At 25.6% G+C, this 15025-nt stretch carries 20 protein-coding genes; 13 read left to right on the top strand and 7 right to left on the bottom strand.

Annotated features, from left to right (window positions below; translation table 11 throughout):
• Positions 1 to 10 precede the first annotated feature (10 nt).
• Positions 11 to 1342 (bottom strand): RNA-guided endonuclease InsQ/TnpB family protein, encoded by a 1332-nt coding sequence (locus DEFDS_RS12105; RefSeq protein WP_013008876.1) that lies wholly within the window; start codon positions 1340 to 1342, stop codon positions 11 to 13.
• A gap of 22 nt (positions 1343 to 1364) precedes the next feature.
• Between DEFDS_RS12105 and tnpA (DEFDS_RS12100) the strand changes: the two genes are divergently transcribed.
• Complete coding sequence (gene tnpA, locus DEFDS_RS12100) at positions 1365 to 1790, top strand: IS200/IS605 family transposase (protein WP_013008875.1); 426 nt, start codon at positions 1365 to 1367, stop codon at positions 1788 to 1790.
• Here tnpA (DEFDS_RS12100) and DEFDS_RS12095 read toward each other — a convergent pair.
• Positions 1779 to 2291, bottom strand: coding sequence for a hypothetical protein (locus tag DEFDS_RS12095; RefSeq protein WP_153801547.1), 513 nt, complete (start codon positions 2289 to 2291; stop codon positions 1779 to 1781). The two genes, tnpA (DEFDS_RS12100) and DEFDS_RS12095, sit on opposite strands and share 12 nt — an antisense overlap.
• A 139-nt stretch (positions 2292 to 2430) precedes the next feature.
• Here DEFDS_RS12095 and DEFDS_RS12810 point away from each other — a divergent pair, with 139 nt between their 5' ends.
• The 4 genes from DEFDS_RS12810 (at position 2431) to DEFDS_RS12075 (ending at position 4880) form a co-directional block, all read left to right on the top strand.
• Positions 2431 to 3615 carry a GGDEF domain-containing protein gene (locus tag DEFDS_RS12810; protein ID WP_013009025.1) on the top strand — a complete coding sequence of 395 codons (1185 nt, stop codon included), beginning with the start codon at positions 2431 to 2433 and terminating at the stop codon, positions 3613 to 3615.
• A 110-nt stretch (positions 3616 to 3725) separates the two neighbouring features.
• Entirely contained in the window at positions 3726 to 3977 is a 252-nt protein-coding gene (locus DEFDS_RS12085) for a hypothetical protein (RefSeq protein ID WP_013009024.1), read from the top strand.
• Positions 3978 to 4127: 150 nt separating this feature from the next.
• Positions 4128 to 4535, top strand: a complete 408-nt coding sequence (locus tag DEFDS_RS12080) for a YkvA family protein (RefSeq protein WP_013009023.1) — start codon at positions 4128 to 4130, stop codon at positions 4533 to 4535.
• Between the two features lie 63 nt (positions 4536 to 4598).
• On the top strand, positions 4599 to 4880 hold the full coding sequence (locus DEFDS_RS12075) for a hypothetical protein (protein WP_041224036.1): 282 nt from the start codon (positions 4599 to 4601) through the stop codon (positions 4878 to 4880).
• 83 nt (positions 4881 to 4963) lie between these two features.
• On the opposite strand, the gene DEFDS_RS12070 is transcribed toward DEFDS_RS12075, so the two are convergent.
• The 4 genes from DEFDS_RS12070 to DEFDS_RS12055 form a co-directional block, all read right to left on the bottom strand.
• Positions 4964 to 7078 (bottom strand): hybrid sensor histidine kinase/response regulator, encoded by a 2115-nt coding sequence (locus DEFDS_RS12070; protein ID WP_013009022.1) that lies wholly within the window; start codon positions 7076 to 7078, stop codon positions 4964 to 4966.
• Positions 7079 to 7276: 198 nt separating this feature from the next.
• The gene (locus DEFDS_RS12065) at positions 7277 to 7657 is read right to left on the bottom strand and encodes a response regulator (protein ID WP_013009021.1); all 381 of its coding nucleotides are present in this window, start codon (positions 7655 to 7657) and stop codon (positions 7277 to 7279) included.
• A 50-nt stretch (positions 7658 to 7707) separates the two neighbouring features.
• On the bottom strand, positions 7708 to 8604 hold the full coding sequence (locus DEFDS_RS12060) for a chemotaxis protein CheV (protein ID WP_013009020.1): 897 nt from the start codon (positions 8602 to 8604) through the stop codon (positions 7708 to 7710).
• Between the two features lie 66 nt (positions 8605 to 8670).
• Positions 8671 to 9102, bottom strand: coding sequence for a hypothetical protein (locus tag DEFDS_RS12055; protein WP_013009019.1), 432 nt, complete (start codon positions 9100 to 9102; stop codon positions 8671 to 8673).
• Between the two features lie 276 nt (positions 9103 to 9378).
• Here DEFDS_RS12055 and DEFDS_RS12805 point away from each other — a divergent pair, with 276 nt between their 5' ends.
• The 7 genes from DEFDS_RS12805 to DEFDS_RS13080 all read left to right on the top strand — a co-directional run bounded on the left by DEFDS_RS12805 (position 9379) and on the right by DEFDS_RS13080 (position 13266).
• Positions 9379 to 10197: a chemotaxis protein CheW gene (locus DEFDS_RS12805; protein WP_013009018.1), complete on the top strand. Its 819-nt coding sequence runs from the start codon at positions 9379 to 9381 to the stop codon at positions 10195 to 10197.
• 35 nt (positions 10198 to 10232) lie between these two features.
• Entirely contained in the window at positions 10233 to 10520 is a 288-nt protein-coding gene (locus tag DEFDS_RS12045; RefSeq protein ID WP_013009017.1) for a hypothetical protein, read from the top strand.
• Between the two features lie 63 nt (positions 10521 to 10583).
• Positions 10584 to 10916, top strand: coding sequence for an STAS domain-containing protein (locus tag DEFDS_RS12040; RefSeq protein WP_013009016.1), 333 nt, complete (start codon positions 10584 to 10586; stop codon positions 10914 to 10916).
• Between the two features lie 79 nt (positions 10917 to 10995).
• Complete coding sequence (locus tag DEFDS_RS12035; protein ID WP_153801546.1) at positions 10996 to 11607, top strand: hypothetical protein; 612 nt, start codon at positions 10996 to 10998, stop codon at positions 11605 to 11607.
• Between the two features lie 231 nt (positions 11608 to 11838).
• Complete coding sequence (locus DEFDS_RS12030; RefSeq protein ID WP_013009014.1) at positions 11839 to 12102, top strand: helix-turn-helix domain-containing protein; 264 nt, start codon at positions 11839 to 11841, stop codon at positions 12100 to 12102.
• Positions 12103 to 12165: 63 nt separating this feature from the next.
• On the top strand, positions 12166 to 12669 hold the full coding sequence (locus DEFDS_RS13285; RefSeq protein WP_013009013.1) for a helix-turn-helix domain-containing protein: 504 nt from the start codon (positions 12166 to 12168) through the stop codon (positions 12667 to 12669).
• Positions 12670 to 12801: 132 nt separating this feature from the next.
• Positions 12802 to 13266: a hypothetical protein gene (locus tag DEFDS_RS13080; protein ID WP_013009012.1), complete on the top strand. Its 465-nt coding sequence runs from the start codon at positions 12802 to 12804 to the stop codon at positions 13264 to 13266.
• Here DEFDS_RS13080 and DEFDS_RS12015 read toward each other — a convergent pair.
• A complete protein-coding gene (locus DEFDS_RS12015) occupies positions 13243 to 14574 on the bottom strand; it encodes an RNA-guided endonuclease InsQ/TnpB family protein (RefSeq protein ID WP_013008876.1) in 1332 nt (443 codons plus the stop codon). The genes DEFDS_RS13080 and DEFDS_RS12015 overlap by 24 nt on opposite strands.
• A gap of 22 nt (positions 14575 to 14596) precedes the next feature.
• On the opposite strand from DEFDS_RS12015, the gene tnpA (DEFDS_RS12010) reads away from it, so the two are divergent.
• On the top strand, positions 14597 to 15022 hold the full coding sequence (gene tnpA / locus DEFDS_RS12010; protein ID WP_013008875.1) for an IS200/IS605 family transposase: 426 nt from the start codon (positions 14597 to 14599) through the stop codon (positions 15020 to 15022).
• Positions 15023 to 15025: the final 3 nt, after the last annotated feature.

The raw sequence follows: 15025 nt of genomic DNA, 5'->3' as shown, positions 1-15025 counted from the left end.
GGATTCCCATCTACGCTATCGATGGAAGCGGTAATCCCTCACGGTTTCCCGCTGGTTCCTGCTTCAGCGTATACTCTCTGGCATACTCCACAGGCGTGACTTCCCGCAAGCCCTGCGGTAGGGTTATAAGGTTTTCCTTCCTCATCGCTCTCATTAAAACATTTATCGCACCTACCAAATCAGCATTAGACGTAAAACCACACTTTTTGCATACAAATACCGCTTGGTTTTTGCGGTTTTCCTTATTAGTGTAATCACATAGAGGACAGGTTATAGAGGTGTTTTTAGCGTCAACTCTAACCAGTTTCCCCCCATTTCTCTGGAGTTTATACTCAAGCAGTTCAAAGAACCTACCCCACGCTCGAGAAAGAATGCTTCTGTTTAAGCCTGATTTAGCTTTTACATTACGTCCGGGGCTGTCTTTTGTGCCTTTTGCAGATTTGGTTAGGTTCTTAACCTTTAAATTCTCTACAGCCACAAAGCCGTGTTTTTTGGCTATGGCTGTTGTTATTTTATGTAGGTAATCGTTTCTCACATTTGCTATCTTAAGCCACATCTTTGCTATTTTTCTTTGGTGTTTTTTGTAATTATTAGAAAACGGTGTCTTATCTCCTTTTTTGGTAGGGTGTTGTTTTCTCGAGAGTTGCCTTTGGAGTTTGATTAGTTTTTTCTCATATTTACTTAAATCAAGAGGCTCGAAGTAACAACCGTTGGATAGTGTGATTATCTTTTTTACACCTACATCTATACCCACGGGGTTGGATAGATTTTCTTTAATTGATGTGTCTTTTTCGGTAACTACGCTTATATACCAGCCATCGGCGTATCTTTTAACTGTTACATTCTTTGGTTTGCCAACTATGTTTCTTGATTTATAAAACCTAACCCATCCTATTTTAGGTAAAAATATTCTATTGTTATTTATCTTAAAGCCTTGAGGATATCTAAAGCTGTCTGGCGATTTACCTTTCTTCCTGAAGTCTGGAAAAGATATACCATTGCCTTTGGTAAAAGCACTGTCTATGGCTTTGTATAAATCCTTTAAGGTTTGTTGTAGAATTTGAGAATGTGCTTCTTTTAAGAAAGCGTATTCTTCGGATTGTTTCCATAATTTAAGCATTCCCGCCATTTCGTTATAGGTAGGTATAGTAGCAGTATTTTTGTAATATTGTGGCAAGTGGATATTGATGATTTTATCTACCTTTTTTATATCAAGCTTTTGTTTTATTAAAGCAATAGCTTTATTCCATACAAACCTACAAGAGCCGGCAAATTGGGCGAACTTGTTTTCTAACTCTTCATTGGTCTTGAGTTTAAATTTAAAGGCTTGACATGTAATCATTGTTATATTATAGTATTGGTCTATGGAAAAGTCAAGTAAAATTAGAACTGGTAGGCATTGTGTTTTTCTTCTGCATGTGCATTTGGTCTTTGTAACTAAATACAGAAAGAGCGTATTTCAAAAGAAACACTTAGAAACCTTAAAGGAAATCTTCGCCAAAGTCTGTCAAGATTTTGAGGCAGAACTGATAGAATTAAATGGAGAAAGCGACCATGTCCATTTGCTTGTAAACTATCCGCCAAAGGTGGCAGTCTCAAAACTGGTAAATTCGCTAAAAGGTGTTTCTTCCAGAAAGCTAAAACAAATCCATCCTGAATTAAGGCAGTATTACTGGAAAAACGCTTTATGGTCTCCAAGCTATTTTGCAGGTTCCTGTGGTGGAGCTCCGCTTGAGGTTATCAAACAATATATTGAAACCCAGAAGACACCCACTACATCACCTACCTAAAAGAATGTGTCTTGTGGGTGGTGGAGGGATAAATAATTTTAAATAGTTATACATAAATTCTTGTTTTAAAGGTTTAGTAAAAAAATCAGGTATTTGAGTTTTGTTATTTTCAAAAAAATAAATATTAGCGTAATTAAATGTTAATAAGTCCATTAATTGTGTTAATTCTATGTTGGGGATCATATACATTAATTTATCTTTAAAAATTCCTAATCTAAAAAGTAGTACGTTCTGGTTTAAATAATTTTTTTGATTATTTTTAACTTCTATTAAATTTCCAAAAAAATAAAACTCATCAAACTTAACATCTGGTTCGTAAATTGTAAAATTTTCTATATGTTTTGTTAAAGTTTGATCTATATTTAGTATAATATTATGCCCATTTGATAATTGCTTTGTGTAGCCGGTTATTTCGCAAAAATAAATGTTGTTATTATTCATATTTATAACTCCTTTAAATAATTTATTAGATTTATAAATTGTGTAATTAATTACTTTCATATTATTATTTTATTATTTTTCTTATATAGTGTCAAGTAAATATTTTTTATATTTTTTAAATTTATTATAAAATATGTTATATATATTATATAATTATGTAATTTATTATATAATTTATTTTAAAACAAGGAATTAGATTATGAAGGAAGTATCATTACAGAATGACTTACAAAAATATAGATGTAATACTGAAGATTACGAACAGGAATTATTGAATTTTATAAAAAGTATGAATATGATATTTCAATCTGTAATTATAACAAAAAGTACTATTACAGATAAAATTGAATATTTAAAAATTTTATTAAGTCATGTGTATTTGAGTTTTCCTTTTCAATTATTTTTTATTATTGAGTTAGCTAAAAATAGTAAAAATAATATTGAAATTAATGTATTTAGCAGTAAGTGTTTAAATTTATCTGTGGAAAATAAAATAAAAAATCAAATAAAAATATTCTTAAATAATTATAATATTTATAATATCCATAATTCTCAAAATAAAGAACAAAATGAAATAATTTATTTATATAATTTAGATTCTATTATTAATTTTTATTATAAAAAATATTGTCATGATTCAATTACAGTAAATAATTTTTTAACATCAAATTATTTTGTGGTTAATAATACAAATATAGATTTTGATAATTTAAATAAATATAAAATTTATTTTAAAAGGACTATTTTTAACAGTATTATAGGTATGATTGTTGATAATAATATTTATCAAAATAAGTATTTTGAGTTTTTATCGGAATTTATATTAAATTTTATAATTAATAATTATATTACTATAAATGATCTTAGTACATATATTAAAACTATAGAAAAACAAGTTGTAATAGATTCTTTAACAGGACTTTATAATCGGAAATTATTAGATGAATTTTTAGATAAATATATAGAATTATATAAAAGAGTTAAAAAACCTTTTAGTTTAGTTTATCTTGATTTAGATGACTTCAAATCTATTAATGATACATATGGACATATAATAGGAGATGAATACTTAAAGTATATTGCAAAAACTATTAAAAATAATATTCGTATTATAGATATTCCGGTTAGAGTAGGGGGAGATGAATTTGCAATTATATTTCCAAATACATCTTTAGATGATACAATTGTTATAGTAGAGCGATTATATAGTTATTTTAATGAAAAACCTTTCAAAATTAAAGATATTAAAATACCAGTTAAAGTTAGTATTGGAATAGCAGAATATCATGATGTAAAATATTCTAAATCTGATTTTTTAAGTTTAGTAGATAAAAATTTATATAAAGCCAAAAAGGAAGGTAAGAATATTTACAAATATAACTAAAATTAACATTAATTTTATACATAGTTTTTTATTTTATTAATTATTATATTTTTCTTGACAAGTTATATAAAACGTAATATAATATAAATACAAATATTAGAGAGGATTTTATGAAAACAATAAATAATGACGTAGAAAATAATATTTATTGTAGTTTAGATAATACGGTAATGAACGTTATTGATGAATATTATGATTGTTTTATCTATGAATGTTCTTCATGTGGTAAAACTTTAATTTATATAAAAGACAGTTTTTACGATATGGTAAAGAAACAGAAAGATGATGATATTAAGTCAGATATTTATAATGATATAAATAATAATAATAATAATATAAATTATAAATTAAAAGTTGGTTAATTATAAAATGAACCAAAATTTATTTTTTTTATTTGTGCTTTTATTTTATGTATATGGTTTAATTTCTTTCTTTAAAAAAGAAAATATAAATCAAGTAATAAAATATCGTAATAAAAAATATTAAAAATCTAAAAAAGTAGAGGAGGTTATATGGGAAATTTAGATGCTAAAGTATCAAAAGAACAAGAAGAAAAGTTTAAAAAGAGATTTCAAAAAGATCAAGAAAAAATAACTAAAGATGATTTAAGAAGATTAATAAATAAATTTGATGAAATATATGACAAGATAATAAGTACTAAAAAATTTAATGGTTTAACAGAAGCAGTTAAATTAATGTATGAAATGGTTAAAGACTATTATTTCGGTAACTATAAAGATATACCCTGGAGTTCAATAGCAGCAGTTGCAGCAGCATTAATTTATATTCTTAATCCTTTTGATGTTATACCTGATTTTATCCCTGAAATCGGTTATTTAGATGATATTTTTATAGTAACTCTAGCTTTAAAACATGCTTCCAAAGATATTGAACAATATAGACGTTGGAAGAATAAATAATAAAAATAAATAATAGAAGAGGTTGAAAATATTAAAAAGAGAATAAGCATAATTTGTTCACTTTTGTTGTTATTCAGTATTAGTGCTGTAGCTTCACAGAATTTTGACAAATCACCTAAACATAACAGACATGTAGATTTAATTAAAATAAAAAAGAAAATTAATGAAGGAATTGATCACAGGATATCTATGCTAAATGAATTTAAAAGATGCGTAAATAAAGCACAATCACCAGCTGAAATTAAGGAATGTAGAAGAAAATTTAAAGAGAAATCTAGACAAATGAAACAATATGCAAAAAAACACATAAGAGAAATAAGGGAAAGGCCGAAAAATTCAGAATAATTTTTCTAAAATAAAACTTAATGTTTTTTTAAAACAACATAAAAACCATCGTTACTGTAAGTAACGATGGTTTTATTATTATATTACACTGCTACTTTTTTTAGATTTTCAATTATATTCAATAATTCTGATGTATTAATTGGTTTAGAAATGAACGCATCAATACCATACAAAGAATAGTTTTTATTGTTTTTAGCTTCATCTCGTACAGAAGTTGCAACAATTGAATTATTATAACCTAATTCTCTCAATTTTTTTGCTATTTCAAAACCATCCATGTCTGGCATATAAATATCAGTTATAATTAAATCAAACTGAAATTGTTTAGCAGCTGCTAATGCATCTTTACCATTAGTAATCTCAATTATATTAAATGAACCTATATTATTTAATAATCGTTTCATAATTTTTCTATCTGTAGCTGAATCATCTATTATCATAATATTTAAATTTTGAGACTGGTTTAAATTTTGAAAATAATTAGTAGTTATTTTATTAGTATACTTATTTTTTTTATGATTAATTTTAGGCATTTTGGACGCAATATCTATTGTACCAGCAATATCTAAAATAAGTTTTACTGTTCCATCACCCATGATAGTAGCACCTGATATACCAGGTGTACCACCAAGATATTCACCAAGGGATTTAATAACTATTTCTTCTTGTCCTATTAACCTATCAACTATTAAACCTATTTTCTTTTCTGCTAAAGCTACAACAACTACATACATTTCATTACTGTAAGTAGGTTCTAATTCAAATATTTCATTTAATCTAATTAATGATAATACAGAATCTCTCAATTTTAAAACTTCTCTACCTTCAAAACTGTGTATTTGGTTTTCTTCAATTTTTACAGTTTCAATAATTGAGATTATAGGAATAGCAAATATTTCACCTGATACTTCAACAAGTAAAGACTGTATAATAGCAAGTGTTAGTGGAAGTTTTAATTTAAAAGTAGTTCCTATATCGATTTCTGAATCTATTTGAATAATACCGTTTAATTTTTCTATATTAGTTTTAACTACATCCATACCAACACCACGTCCAGAAACATCGGTTACTTTTTCAGCAGTTGAAAACCCGGGTTTAAATATTAAACCAAATATTTCTTCTTTACTTAAAGTTTTTATTTCTTCTGGTGTAATAATTCCTTTTTCAATAGCTTTCTTTTTAATTTTTTCTGGGTCTAATCCTCTTCCATCATCTTTAATTTCTATAACAATATGATTACCTTCGTGGTAGGCATTTAAGGTAACAGTACCTTTTTTAGGTTTGCCTTTTTTAATTCTTTCTTCGGGTGTTTCAATACCATGATCTACAGCATTACGTATCATATGAATTAAAGGATCACCAATTTCTTCAACTACAGATTTATCTAATTCAGTATCTTCTCCATTTATAATTAAATCAATATCTTTATTTAATTCTTTACATAAATCTCTAACCATACGTGGAAATTTATTAAATACTTTACCTATAGGAACCATTCTGGTTTTCATTATAGCAAGTTGTAGTTCTGTGGTAATTAATCCTAGATGAGATGTAGTTTCTAGTAATTGTTCAATTAAAAAATCTCCTTCATATTTTTTTTCAAACTCTGTTGATATTTGAGTTATTCTGTTTCTACTTAATACGAGTTCACCAATTAAGTTCATTAATGCATCTAATCTGTTAACATCAACTCTTATGGTTTGCTCTATTGCTTTAGTAACTTTTGCTATTTGTTTGGGCTCATTTTTATTAATATTTTTTTGCATAGATTGTTCATATGTAGATTGTGATATATTTTTATCATTGTTAATAATTTTACCTTCATTTATTAAATTTAGTTTTTTTACTATATCAGTAATGTTAGTTGTATCAGTTCCTTGTTTTATATCGTTTATTAATTTTTTTAAATAATCAATACTTTCTAGAAGAGCATCCATAATATCGGAGGTAATAGTTATTTCACCCTTACGTAGTTTATTTAAGATTTCTTCTGCAATATGAGTTAAATCTACTACTTTATCTAAACCAAGGAATGAGGATGAACCTTTAACAGTATGAACAGCTCTAAAGATCTTATTTAATAAGTCAAAATCATTTTTTCTTTGTTCTAATTCTATTAAATCCTGATCTAATTGTTCAATAAGTTCATCTGTTTCTATTAAAAAATCCTGTATTAATTCAGATTGTTCGTTTGACATTTTACACCTCATTTATTTATTAATTTTAGTCAATTATATTTTCTAATTAGATGTATATTATTACTTTATTTTACTACTATATTGCAATAATTACAAACTATTCTGCTTTTCATATAACATCCATTTTTTTTAAACATAATTATTCTCCTTTCAATTATATTTTTTATTATTTGTGTTGCTTTTTATTATGTTAATCTTTTATGTTAATCCTAATAATTTAAAAACTTTTTCTTTTAATGTTTCTGGTGTAAAGGGTTTTACTATATAATTATTTACTCCATTTTTTAAAGCTATTAATATATCTTCTTTTGCTGCTTCTGTTGTAACCATTAATATAGGTATAACATTATATTTTTTATTACTGCGAACAGCTTGTACAAATGATAAACCATCCATTTCAGGCATATTCCAATCAGTTATAATTAAATCAAGTTGTTTTTCTTTTAATATATTTAATGCTTCTGCTCCATTAGAAGCTTCTAATATGTTAGTAAAACCTAACTTATTAAGTATATTTTTAATAATCCTTCTCATTGTGGAAGAATCATCTACAGTAAGTATTGTGTGTTCGTAGGTCATTTTTCTACTCCTTTAACTTTTTGTTTTTTATTTTTTCTTATTTAATTTGTTTATAATTTTTTCATTGTTTCTATTAACTGAACTAAATCAGGTTTTGCAACAAATGCATCAATACCTACAGTTTTTGCTTTTTTTTCATTCTCTATACTATACATAGATGAGAAAATAATTACTTTAGTTTTTGTATTCATTTGTTTGATTAACTTAGTTGCTGTTAGACCATCAATTATTGGCATTTCAATATCAGTTACAACTATATCAGGGTTGTATTGTTTAAAAGTGCTTATTAATTCTTGTCCATTTTTAACTATTACTGCATTTAAATTATGCTTATTACATAATGATTTCAATACATTTCTAATTACTGATGAGTCTTCAGCAAACAATATTTTTTTTGATTGTAACAACTGTAGATCAGTATCCTGTATTTCTTCTATATTTGATAGTTTGTTTTCTAAAAGTTCTGGAGCCACATTAGCAACAATTTGTTCATAATCTAATAATTGAATTAATTTATTTGGTAATTTAACAACACCAACTAATTTTACATTACCTTGTTCAGTTACCAAATTACCACCGGTTTCTATCATTTTCCATGTAACTTTTTGAATTCCAAGTACCTTATCTATAATAAAACTTACATGTAAAGTATTAAAATAACAATGAAGTAAGTAAATTTTTTCATCTTTTTTATAATCATCAGTATAAAGACCTAATACTTTTTTTAAGTTAATAACAGGTATAACGATGTCTCTGATTTTTATCATACCTTCAATATTAGAGTTAGGCATTGGTGTAATTTCATCATAAGATATTTTTAGTACTTCTCTAACTTTTGCTACATTTATAGCAAAATTAAAATCTTTATTATTATTGTTTATAACAAATTCTACTAATTCTACTTCGTTTGTACCTACTTCAAGCAATATATTATGATTTAATGCCATACTGTACTCCTTACTTATATATTTAGATATTATATATATTATTTGCTAAATTTTTATAGTTATAATTTAATTAGTAAAACACATAATATTTCCACTAACATCGAAATTTACTCGGTATTCATCAGCTACGGGATGGAAATCAAAGTGGTCAACTGCATAATATCCTTTATTATAACCAAGAGTTCCTAAAAATCCGGAACAATAACCTTCTGCTGTTTTTTCTATTATTCTTTTGGCATTTAACATGATAAACTCATTTTCACTTTGATTTTTCTTTTGTAAATAAGCTTTACCTGCCCAATAATTTGCAACTATTGGTGATATTGTAAGTAAAGTATGTTTTTTAAATATATTTGGGAAATATGTAGTAATTGTTCCTTTTACTACACTAGAAGATGAAAATAAAGGTTCTACTTGAACCTTATCTTTAGCAAAAATTAATGTTGGTATCATCATTAATAGAAGTAGTATAAAAATAGTTATTTTTTTTATTTGCATGTTTACCTCCTTATTATATTATTTATACTATATTATTTTATTTTTTTTGGTTTTATTTTATTATTAGTTAGTTGTTACTAATATAACATAGTAAATTAAATTTTTTAAAAAAATACAAAAAAAATTTAAATATTAATTTTTTTATGTTATAAAATAGCAATATGAAATACAATAAATGCAATAATAAATACAATATGAAAAATTATAAAAAATATAAAGGTATATATAAATATAAAACACATAGTAAGGGTAGAATAAAAATAGTGAGGTGTATTTATGATTGCTGATATAAAATTACCAAATGATGTAGAGGCAAATAATCATTTAATAACTGATACAAGTGAAGAAGAAATTCAAATAGTAGGTTTTAAGTTAGGAGAAGAAGAATACGCAATTGATATTTTGAAAATTCAAGAAATCATTAAAATGACGGAAGTTACAACAGTTCCAAGAACAGAATATTTTGTATTAGGAGTTATGAATTTAAGAGGTAAGGTTATTCCAGTTGTAGACTTGCGATTGAGATTTAATTTAGATAAAAGTGATTTTGATAAAAATACTAGAATAATTATAGCAAATTTTGAGAAAGAAAGTATTGGTTTTGTTGTTGATGAACTTACAGAAGTGATGCGAATCAATAAAAATATAGTAGAGCCTGCACCACCTTTGGTTAGTAGTATTGGTGATGAATATATATTAGGTATTTGTAAATATAATGATAGATTAATATTATTATTAGATATTGATTATGTTATTTTTAAAGAAAATAGATCAGAAAGTTATTTAAAAAAAATTTTAAAAAGTGATTCTGATGATTTTGACAATGAAAATAAAAAGTTTTTAGGAGATTATTTAAATGAAGGTATTCATAAAGGTACTGAAGAAAATGTAAAAAATAAAAATAATAAAGAGAATAAAGATAATAGAGATACAGACAATAAAAAGCTAATAAACAATATTGAATCTAATAGTAAAGAAAATCTTAATAACGACTCTAATGATTTAAGCATAGATGAATTAATTGCTATAGAACTTGCTAAAAGAGAAAAAGAAACAGAAGAATTGCTTAAGAAAAAGAAAAATAAAGATGATTAAATATAATAAAAATATATAAAAGAAAGAGGTAACAAATGCATAACATATTATTTATTATGGAAAATCATTATACAAAAGCAGAGTTATATCAAATCGTCAATAAAAAAGATAATAGAACTTTTGCACATATTTTAGCTGAAAAAGGGTATATAACGTATGATAAAGATTTATTATCGTTAACAACTAAAAGTAGAATTTCAGTTCAAGAATTGATAAAAAATTATGTATATAATCCTAATTGTGATACTAATTATGATCTTGGTAAAGAAATATGTTTTAATTTATGTAATCAAGAAATATATAGTAAAAAATATATAGCATAGTAAAAAATATGTAGTATTATAAAAACATATAGTTATAAAAATATTTAGTAAGGAGTAGTGAATATGAATACACAAAAAGTTAATATATTAAAAGATAAGAATATTTATGTTATAAATTTAAAAGGGGAATTTACGCAACAAAATTATGAGAATAAAATTAAAGAAATAATGGAAAATATTAGGCACATAAACAAATTGATTTTTGATTGTAGTTCTTTATCATATATAAACAGTTCAGGAATTAAGCTTTTGATTAAAGTACATAAAAGTTTAAAGAATAAAAATATTACTTTAATTTTAAGTAATGTGTCTGATGAATTTAAAGATTTATTTGTATTTGTTGGTCTACATAAGTTGTTTAAAATATGTGATACTATAGAAGATTGTAGTAAATAAAATATTTTTTAAAAACAAATTAATGTAAAATGTGGAATTAAGTATATATAATAGAATATATAATAATAAATATATAACAATGAAGGTTAATAAAAAAAAATTCAACATTAATAAAATTAATAATTTTAAAAAAATAGATACTTCTTTTGAAACATTTAAACAAGAACGTTTAATTGATTACATTAAAACCACAAAGAAAGATATATGTTCATCATCATTACTATATTTATATTTAACTTGGTTTAATATTATAGACTATTTAATACCTTTAATGAAACTGGATTATATAGAAAGTATTATATTAAATGATATAGATACGTTAGCTTTGGATATGTTAAAAATAGAACCTACAATTATTACTTATTTAATTGATTCAAGAAATAAAATAATGATGTCTAATACAATAATAAATACAATAGAAGATAAAAATTATTATTTAAAATTTGAATTTAAGTTAGGTAATTGTTTAAGTTTTTATGTATCTAATGGACCAAATATGTCAAACAATATAATGTTATTTGAAGAATTTAATTATCTAAATTTGGATATTAATACATTAATTAATATTGTAAATAACATTTTAAAATTAAGTAATAATTATTTTGTTAATACTATTTTTAATACTATTTTACTTACTAATACAAATGATAATAATAAAATTAATAAAAATATAATAAAATTAATAAGTTAATAAAATAAATAAAATTTTATTTATTACTTTTTCTTATTTTAATTTTTATATTATTGTTAGTTTTCTTAGTTTTTATATCACTTTTATTGATTTGATAAGAAATTAATAGTTTAAAGTATAAAAAAGTTATTTTATATTTTTATAAAAAATTACTTTACAAATATATAAAATTATTGTATAATAATTGATATAAGGAAGCAAATAGTATCAATTAATAAAAAGGAGTATTTTATGGCCAGAACAGTAATGCAAGAAATTGAGTATCAAAAAATTAATAAAGAAAATTATTTAACTTATGATGAGTTAGCAAATATTTTAAAAGTAAGTAAATATACTTTAAGAAATTGGGTTTCTGAATGTAGATTTAAAGCTGGAAGGGATTATATAAAATTAGGACCTCACAAAAAAAGCATTTTATTATTTAAAAAAGATATTCTTAAACGTGTTAATAAAATAATATTATCTTGGGAGAAAAAAAGAAGTAATAAAAAATAACATAAATTAGATAGATTATATAAAATTTATATGAAAGTAAAATTTATATGAGAGGTGATGTATATGAATGTAAATCAATTAAAGAAAAAATATATAAAAATATTAAAGGATGAAAATATATATTACTTAAGTTATGATGAGTTAGCAGAAGTTAGTGAAATATCAAAAAATACATTAATAGCTTGGATGAATAGAGGTAAATTCAAAGAAGGTGATGACTACGTTAAATTAGGAAAAAAAGGTAATAAGAGAAGTAAAAAAGGCAAAGTTTTATTTAAAAAAGAAATATTATTAAAAATAGATAATATGAAAAATACTTGGGGAGTGGAGTATAGTATGAAACCTAATAATATTGCAGAACAAATTATTAGAAAGGGAAAAGAAGATTTTTTAACTTACGAAGAATTAGCTGATATTTTACGTGTAACAGTATCTACTGTAAGAAAATGGATGGTTCAAGGCAAATTTAAAACTGGAAGAGATTATATAAAATTAGGTTCTGCAAAAAAGAGTAAAGTACTTTTTAAAAGAGAAATATTAGATAGAATAGATAAAATATTTAGATAATATTTTTTAATAATATAATATAATTATAGTAATTTATAATTATTATAACTATTTTTAATATTTTTATATAATTTGTTATATTAAATTACATATAATAAATAATATAAAAAATATTAACTGGTGAGGTGTTTTATGCCATTAAAAGCAAAGTGGTATAATATGAGCTTGTCTACAAAAATATTTGTGTATCTAATTAGTATTATTATAATATTTTATATTATTTTAGGTTTTTATATAGTTAATAATATCAAAAGCAATATCATTAACCAGGTTACAAACCAATTAATTGAAGAAACAAAAACGATTAAATCATTTTTACAGTCCACAGATCAAACAAATGAAGAATTACGTAAAAAAGTAAAAGAGGATTTTATAAACAATATGTCAGACAAATTGGATACTTTGTTGAACACTTTAACAGTATTATATGAAGTATATTCAGCAAAGGGTATGCCTAAACCTGCAATTGAATTTCAATTGGCACAAGAAATTTTACAAACTTCAATTGGTGAAAATGGTTATGCGTATGCTCTCATTGACTTCCTCCTCTCCCTAAAGGAAGAGGATTCCCATCTACGCTATCGATGGAAGCGGTAATCCCTCACGGTTTCCCGCTGGTTCCTGCTTCAGCGTATACTCTCTGGCATACTCCACAGGCGTGACTTCCCGCAAGCCCTGCGGTAGGGTTATAAGGTTTTCCTTCCTCATCGCTCTCATTAAAACATTTATCGCACCTACCAAATCAGCATTAGACGTAAAACCACACTTTTTGCATACAAATACCGCTTGGTTTTTGCGGTTTTCCTTATTAGTGTAATCACATAGAGGACAGGTTATAGAGGTGTTTTTAGCGTCAACTCTAACCAGTTTCCCCCCATTTCTCTGGAGTTTATACTCAAGCAGTTCAAAGAACCTACCCCACGCTCGAGAAAGAATGCTTCTGTTTAAGCCTGATTTAGCTTTTACATTACGTCCGGGGCTGTCTTTTGTGCCTTTTGCAGATTTGGTTAGGTTCTTAACCTTTAAATTCTCTACAGCCACAAAGCCGTGTTTTTTGGCTATGGCTGTTGTTATTTTATGTAGGTAATCGTTTCTCACATTTGCTATCTTAAGCCACATCTTTGCTATTTTTCTTTGGTGTTTTTTGTAATTATTAGAAAACGGTGTCTTATCTCCTTTTTTGGTAGGGTGTTGTTTTCTCGAGAGTTGCCTTTGGAGTTTGATTAGTTTTTTCTCATATTTACTTAAATCAAGAGGCTCGAAGTAACAACCGTTGGATAGTGTGATTATCTTTTTTACACCTACATCTATACCCACGGGGTTGGATAGATTTTCTTTAATTGATGTGTCTTTTTCGGTAACTACGCTTATATACCAGCCATCGGCGTATCTTTTAACTGTTACATTCTTTGGTTTGCCAACTATGTTTCTTGATTTATAAAACCTAACCCATCCTATTTTAGGTAAAAATATTCTATTGTTATTTATCTTAAAGCCTTGAGGATATCTAAAGCTGTCTGGCGATTTACCTTTCTTCCTGAAGTCTGGAAAAGATATACCATTGCCTTTGGTAAAAGCACTGTCTATGGCTTTGTATAAATCCTTTAAGGTTTGTTGTAGAATTTGAGAATGTGCTTCTTTTAAGAAAGCGTATTCTTCGGATTGTTTCCATAATTTAAGCATTCCCGCCATTTCGTTATAGGTAGGTATAGTAGCAGTATTTTTGTAATATTGTGGCAAGTGGATATTGATGATTTTATCTACCTTTTTTATATCAAGCTTTTGTTTTATTAAAGCAATAGCTTTATTCCATACAAACCTACAAGAGCCGGCAAATTGGGCGAACTTGTTTTCTAACTCTTCATTGGTCTTGAGTTTAAATTTAAAGGCTTGACATGTAATCATTGTTATATTATAGTATTGGTCTATGGAAAAGTCAAGTAAAATTAGAACTGGTAGGCATTGTGTTTTTCTTCTGCATGTGCATTTGGTCTTTGTAACTAAATACAGAAAGAGCGTATTTCAAAAGAAACACTTAGAAACCTTAAAGGAAATCTTCGCCAAAGTCTGTCAAGATTTTGAGGCAGAACTGATAGAATTAAATGGAGAAAGCGACCATGTCCATTTGCTTGTAAACTATCCGCCAAAGGTGGCAGTCTCAAAACTGGTAAATTCGCTAAAAGGTGTTTCTTCCAGAAAGCTAAAACAAATCCATCCTGAATTAAGGCAGTATTACTGGAAAAACGCTTTATGGTCTCCAAGCTATTTTGCAGGTTCCTGTGGTGGAGCTCCGCTTGAGGTTATCAAACAATATATTGAAACCCAGAAGACACCCACTACATCACCTACCTAAAAG

It is taken from the genome of Deferribacter desulfuricans SSM1 (assembly GCF_000010985.1).
Taxonomy (GTDB): Bacteria; Chrysiogenota; Deferribacteres; order Deferribacterales; family Deferribacteraceae; genus Deferribacter; species Deferribacter desulfuricans.
This window is presented reverse-complemented; position numbering and strand designations above follow the sequence as displayed.

Coding starts and splice junctions, on each gene's coding strand:
- DEFDS_RS12080 (WP_013009023.1), top strand. CDS start 4,128: ATGGGAAATTTAGATGCTAAAGTATCAAAAGAACAAGAAGAAAAGTTT.
- DEFDS_RS12045 (WP_013009017.1), top strand. CDS start 10,233: ATGCATAACATATTATTTATTATGGAAAATCATTATACAAAAGCAGAG.
- tnpA (WP_013008875.1), top strand. CDS start 1,365: ATGGAAAAGTCAAGTAAAATTAGAACTGGTAGGCATTGTGTTTTTCTT.
- DEFDS_RS12015 (WP_013008876.1), bottom strand. CDS start 14,574: ATGATTACATGTCAAGCCTTTAAATTTAAACTCAAGACCAATGAAGAG.
- DEFDS_RS12095 (WP_153801547.1), bottom strand. CDS start 2,291: ATGAAAGTAATTAATTACACAATTTATAAATCTAATAAATTATTTAAA.
- DEFDS_RS12810 (WP_013009025.1), top strand. CDS start 2,431: ATGAAGGAAGTATCATTACAGAATGACTTACAAAAATATAGATGTAAT.
- DEFDS_RS12105 (WP_013008876.1), bottom strand. CDS start 1,342: ATGATTACATGTCAAGCCTTTAAATTTAAACTCAAGACCAATGAAGAG.
- tnpA (WP_013008875.1), top strand. CDS start 14,597: ATGGAAAAGTCAAGTAAAATTAGAACTGGTAGGCATTGTGTTTTTCTT.
- DEFDS_RS12055 (WP_013009019.1), bottom strand. CDS start 9,102: ATGCAAATAAAAAAAATAACTATTTTTATACTACTTCTATTAATGATG.
- DEFDS_RS12030 (WP_013009014.1), top strand. CDS start 11,839: ATGGCCAGAACAGTAATGCAAGAAATTGAGTATCAAAAAATTAATAAA.
- DEFDS_RS12065 (WP_013009021.1), bottom strand. CDS start 7,657: ATGACCTACGAACACACAATACTTACTGTAGATGATTCTTCCACAATG.
- DEFDS_RS12035 (WP_153801546.1), top strand. CDS start 10,996: ATGAAGGTTAATAAAAAAAAATTCAACATTAATAAAATTAATAATTTT.
- DEFDS_RS13285 (WP_013009013.1), top strand. CDS start 12,166: ATGAATGTAAATCAATTAAAGAAAAAATATATAAAAATATTAAAGGAT.
- DEFDS_RS12085 (WP_013009024.1), top strand. CDS start 3,726: ATGAAAACAATAAATAATGACGTAGAAAATAATATTTATTGTAGTTTA.
- DEFDS_RS12070 (WP_013009022.1), bottom strand. CDS start 7,078: ATGTCAAACGAACAATCTGAATTAATACAGGATTTTTTAATAGAAACA.
- DEFDS_RS12060 (WP_013009020.1), bottom strand. CDS start 8,604: ATGGCATTAAATCATAATATATTGCTTGAAGTAGGTACAAACGAAGTA.
- DEFDS_RS12805 (WP_013009018.1), top strand. CDS start 9,379: ATGATTGCTGATATAAAATTACCAAATGATGTAGAGGCAAATAATCAT.
- DEFDS_RS12040 (WP_013009016.1), top strand. CDS start 10,584: ATGAATACACAAAAAGTTAATATATTAAAAGATAAGAATATTTATGTT.
- DEFDS_RS13080 (WP_013009012.1), top strand. CDS start 12,802: ATGCCATTAAAAGCAAAGTGGTATAATATGAGCTTGTCTACAAAAATA.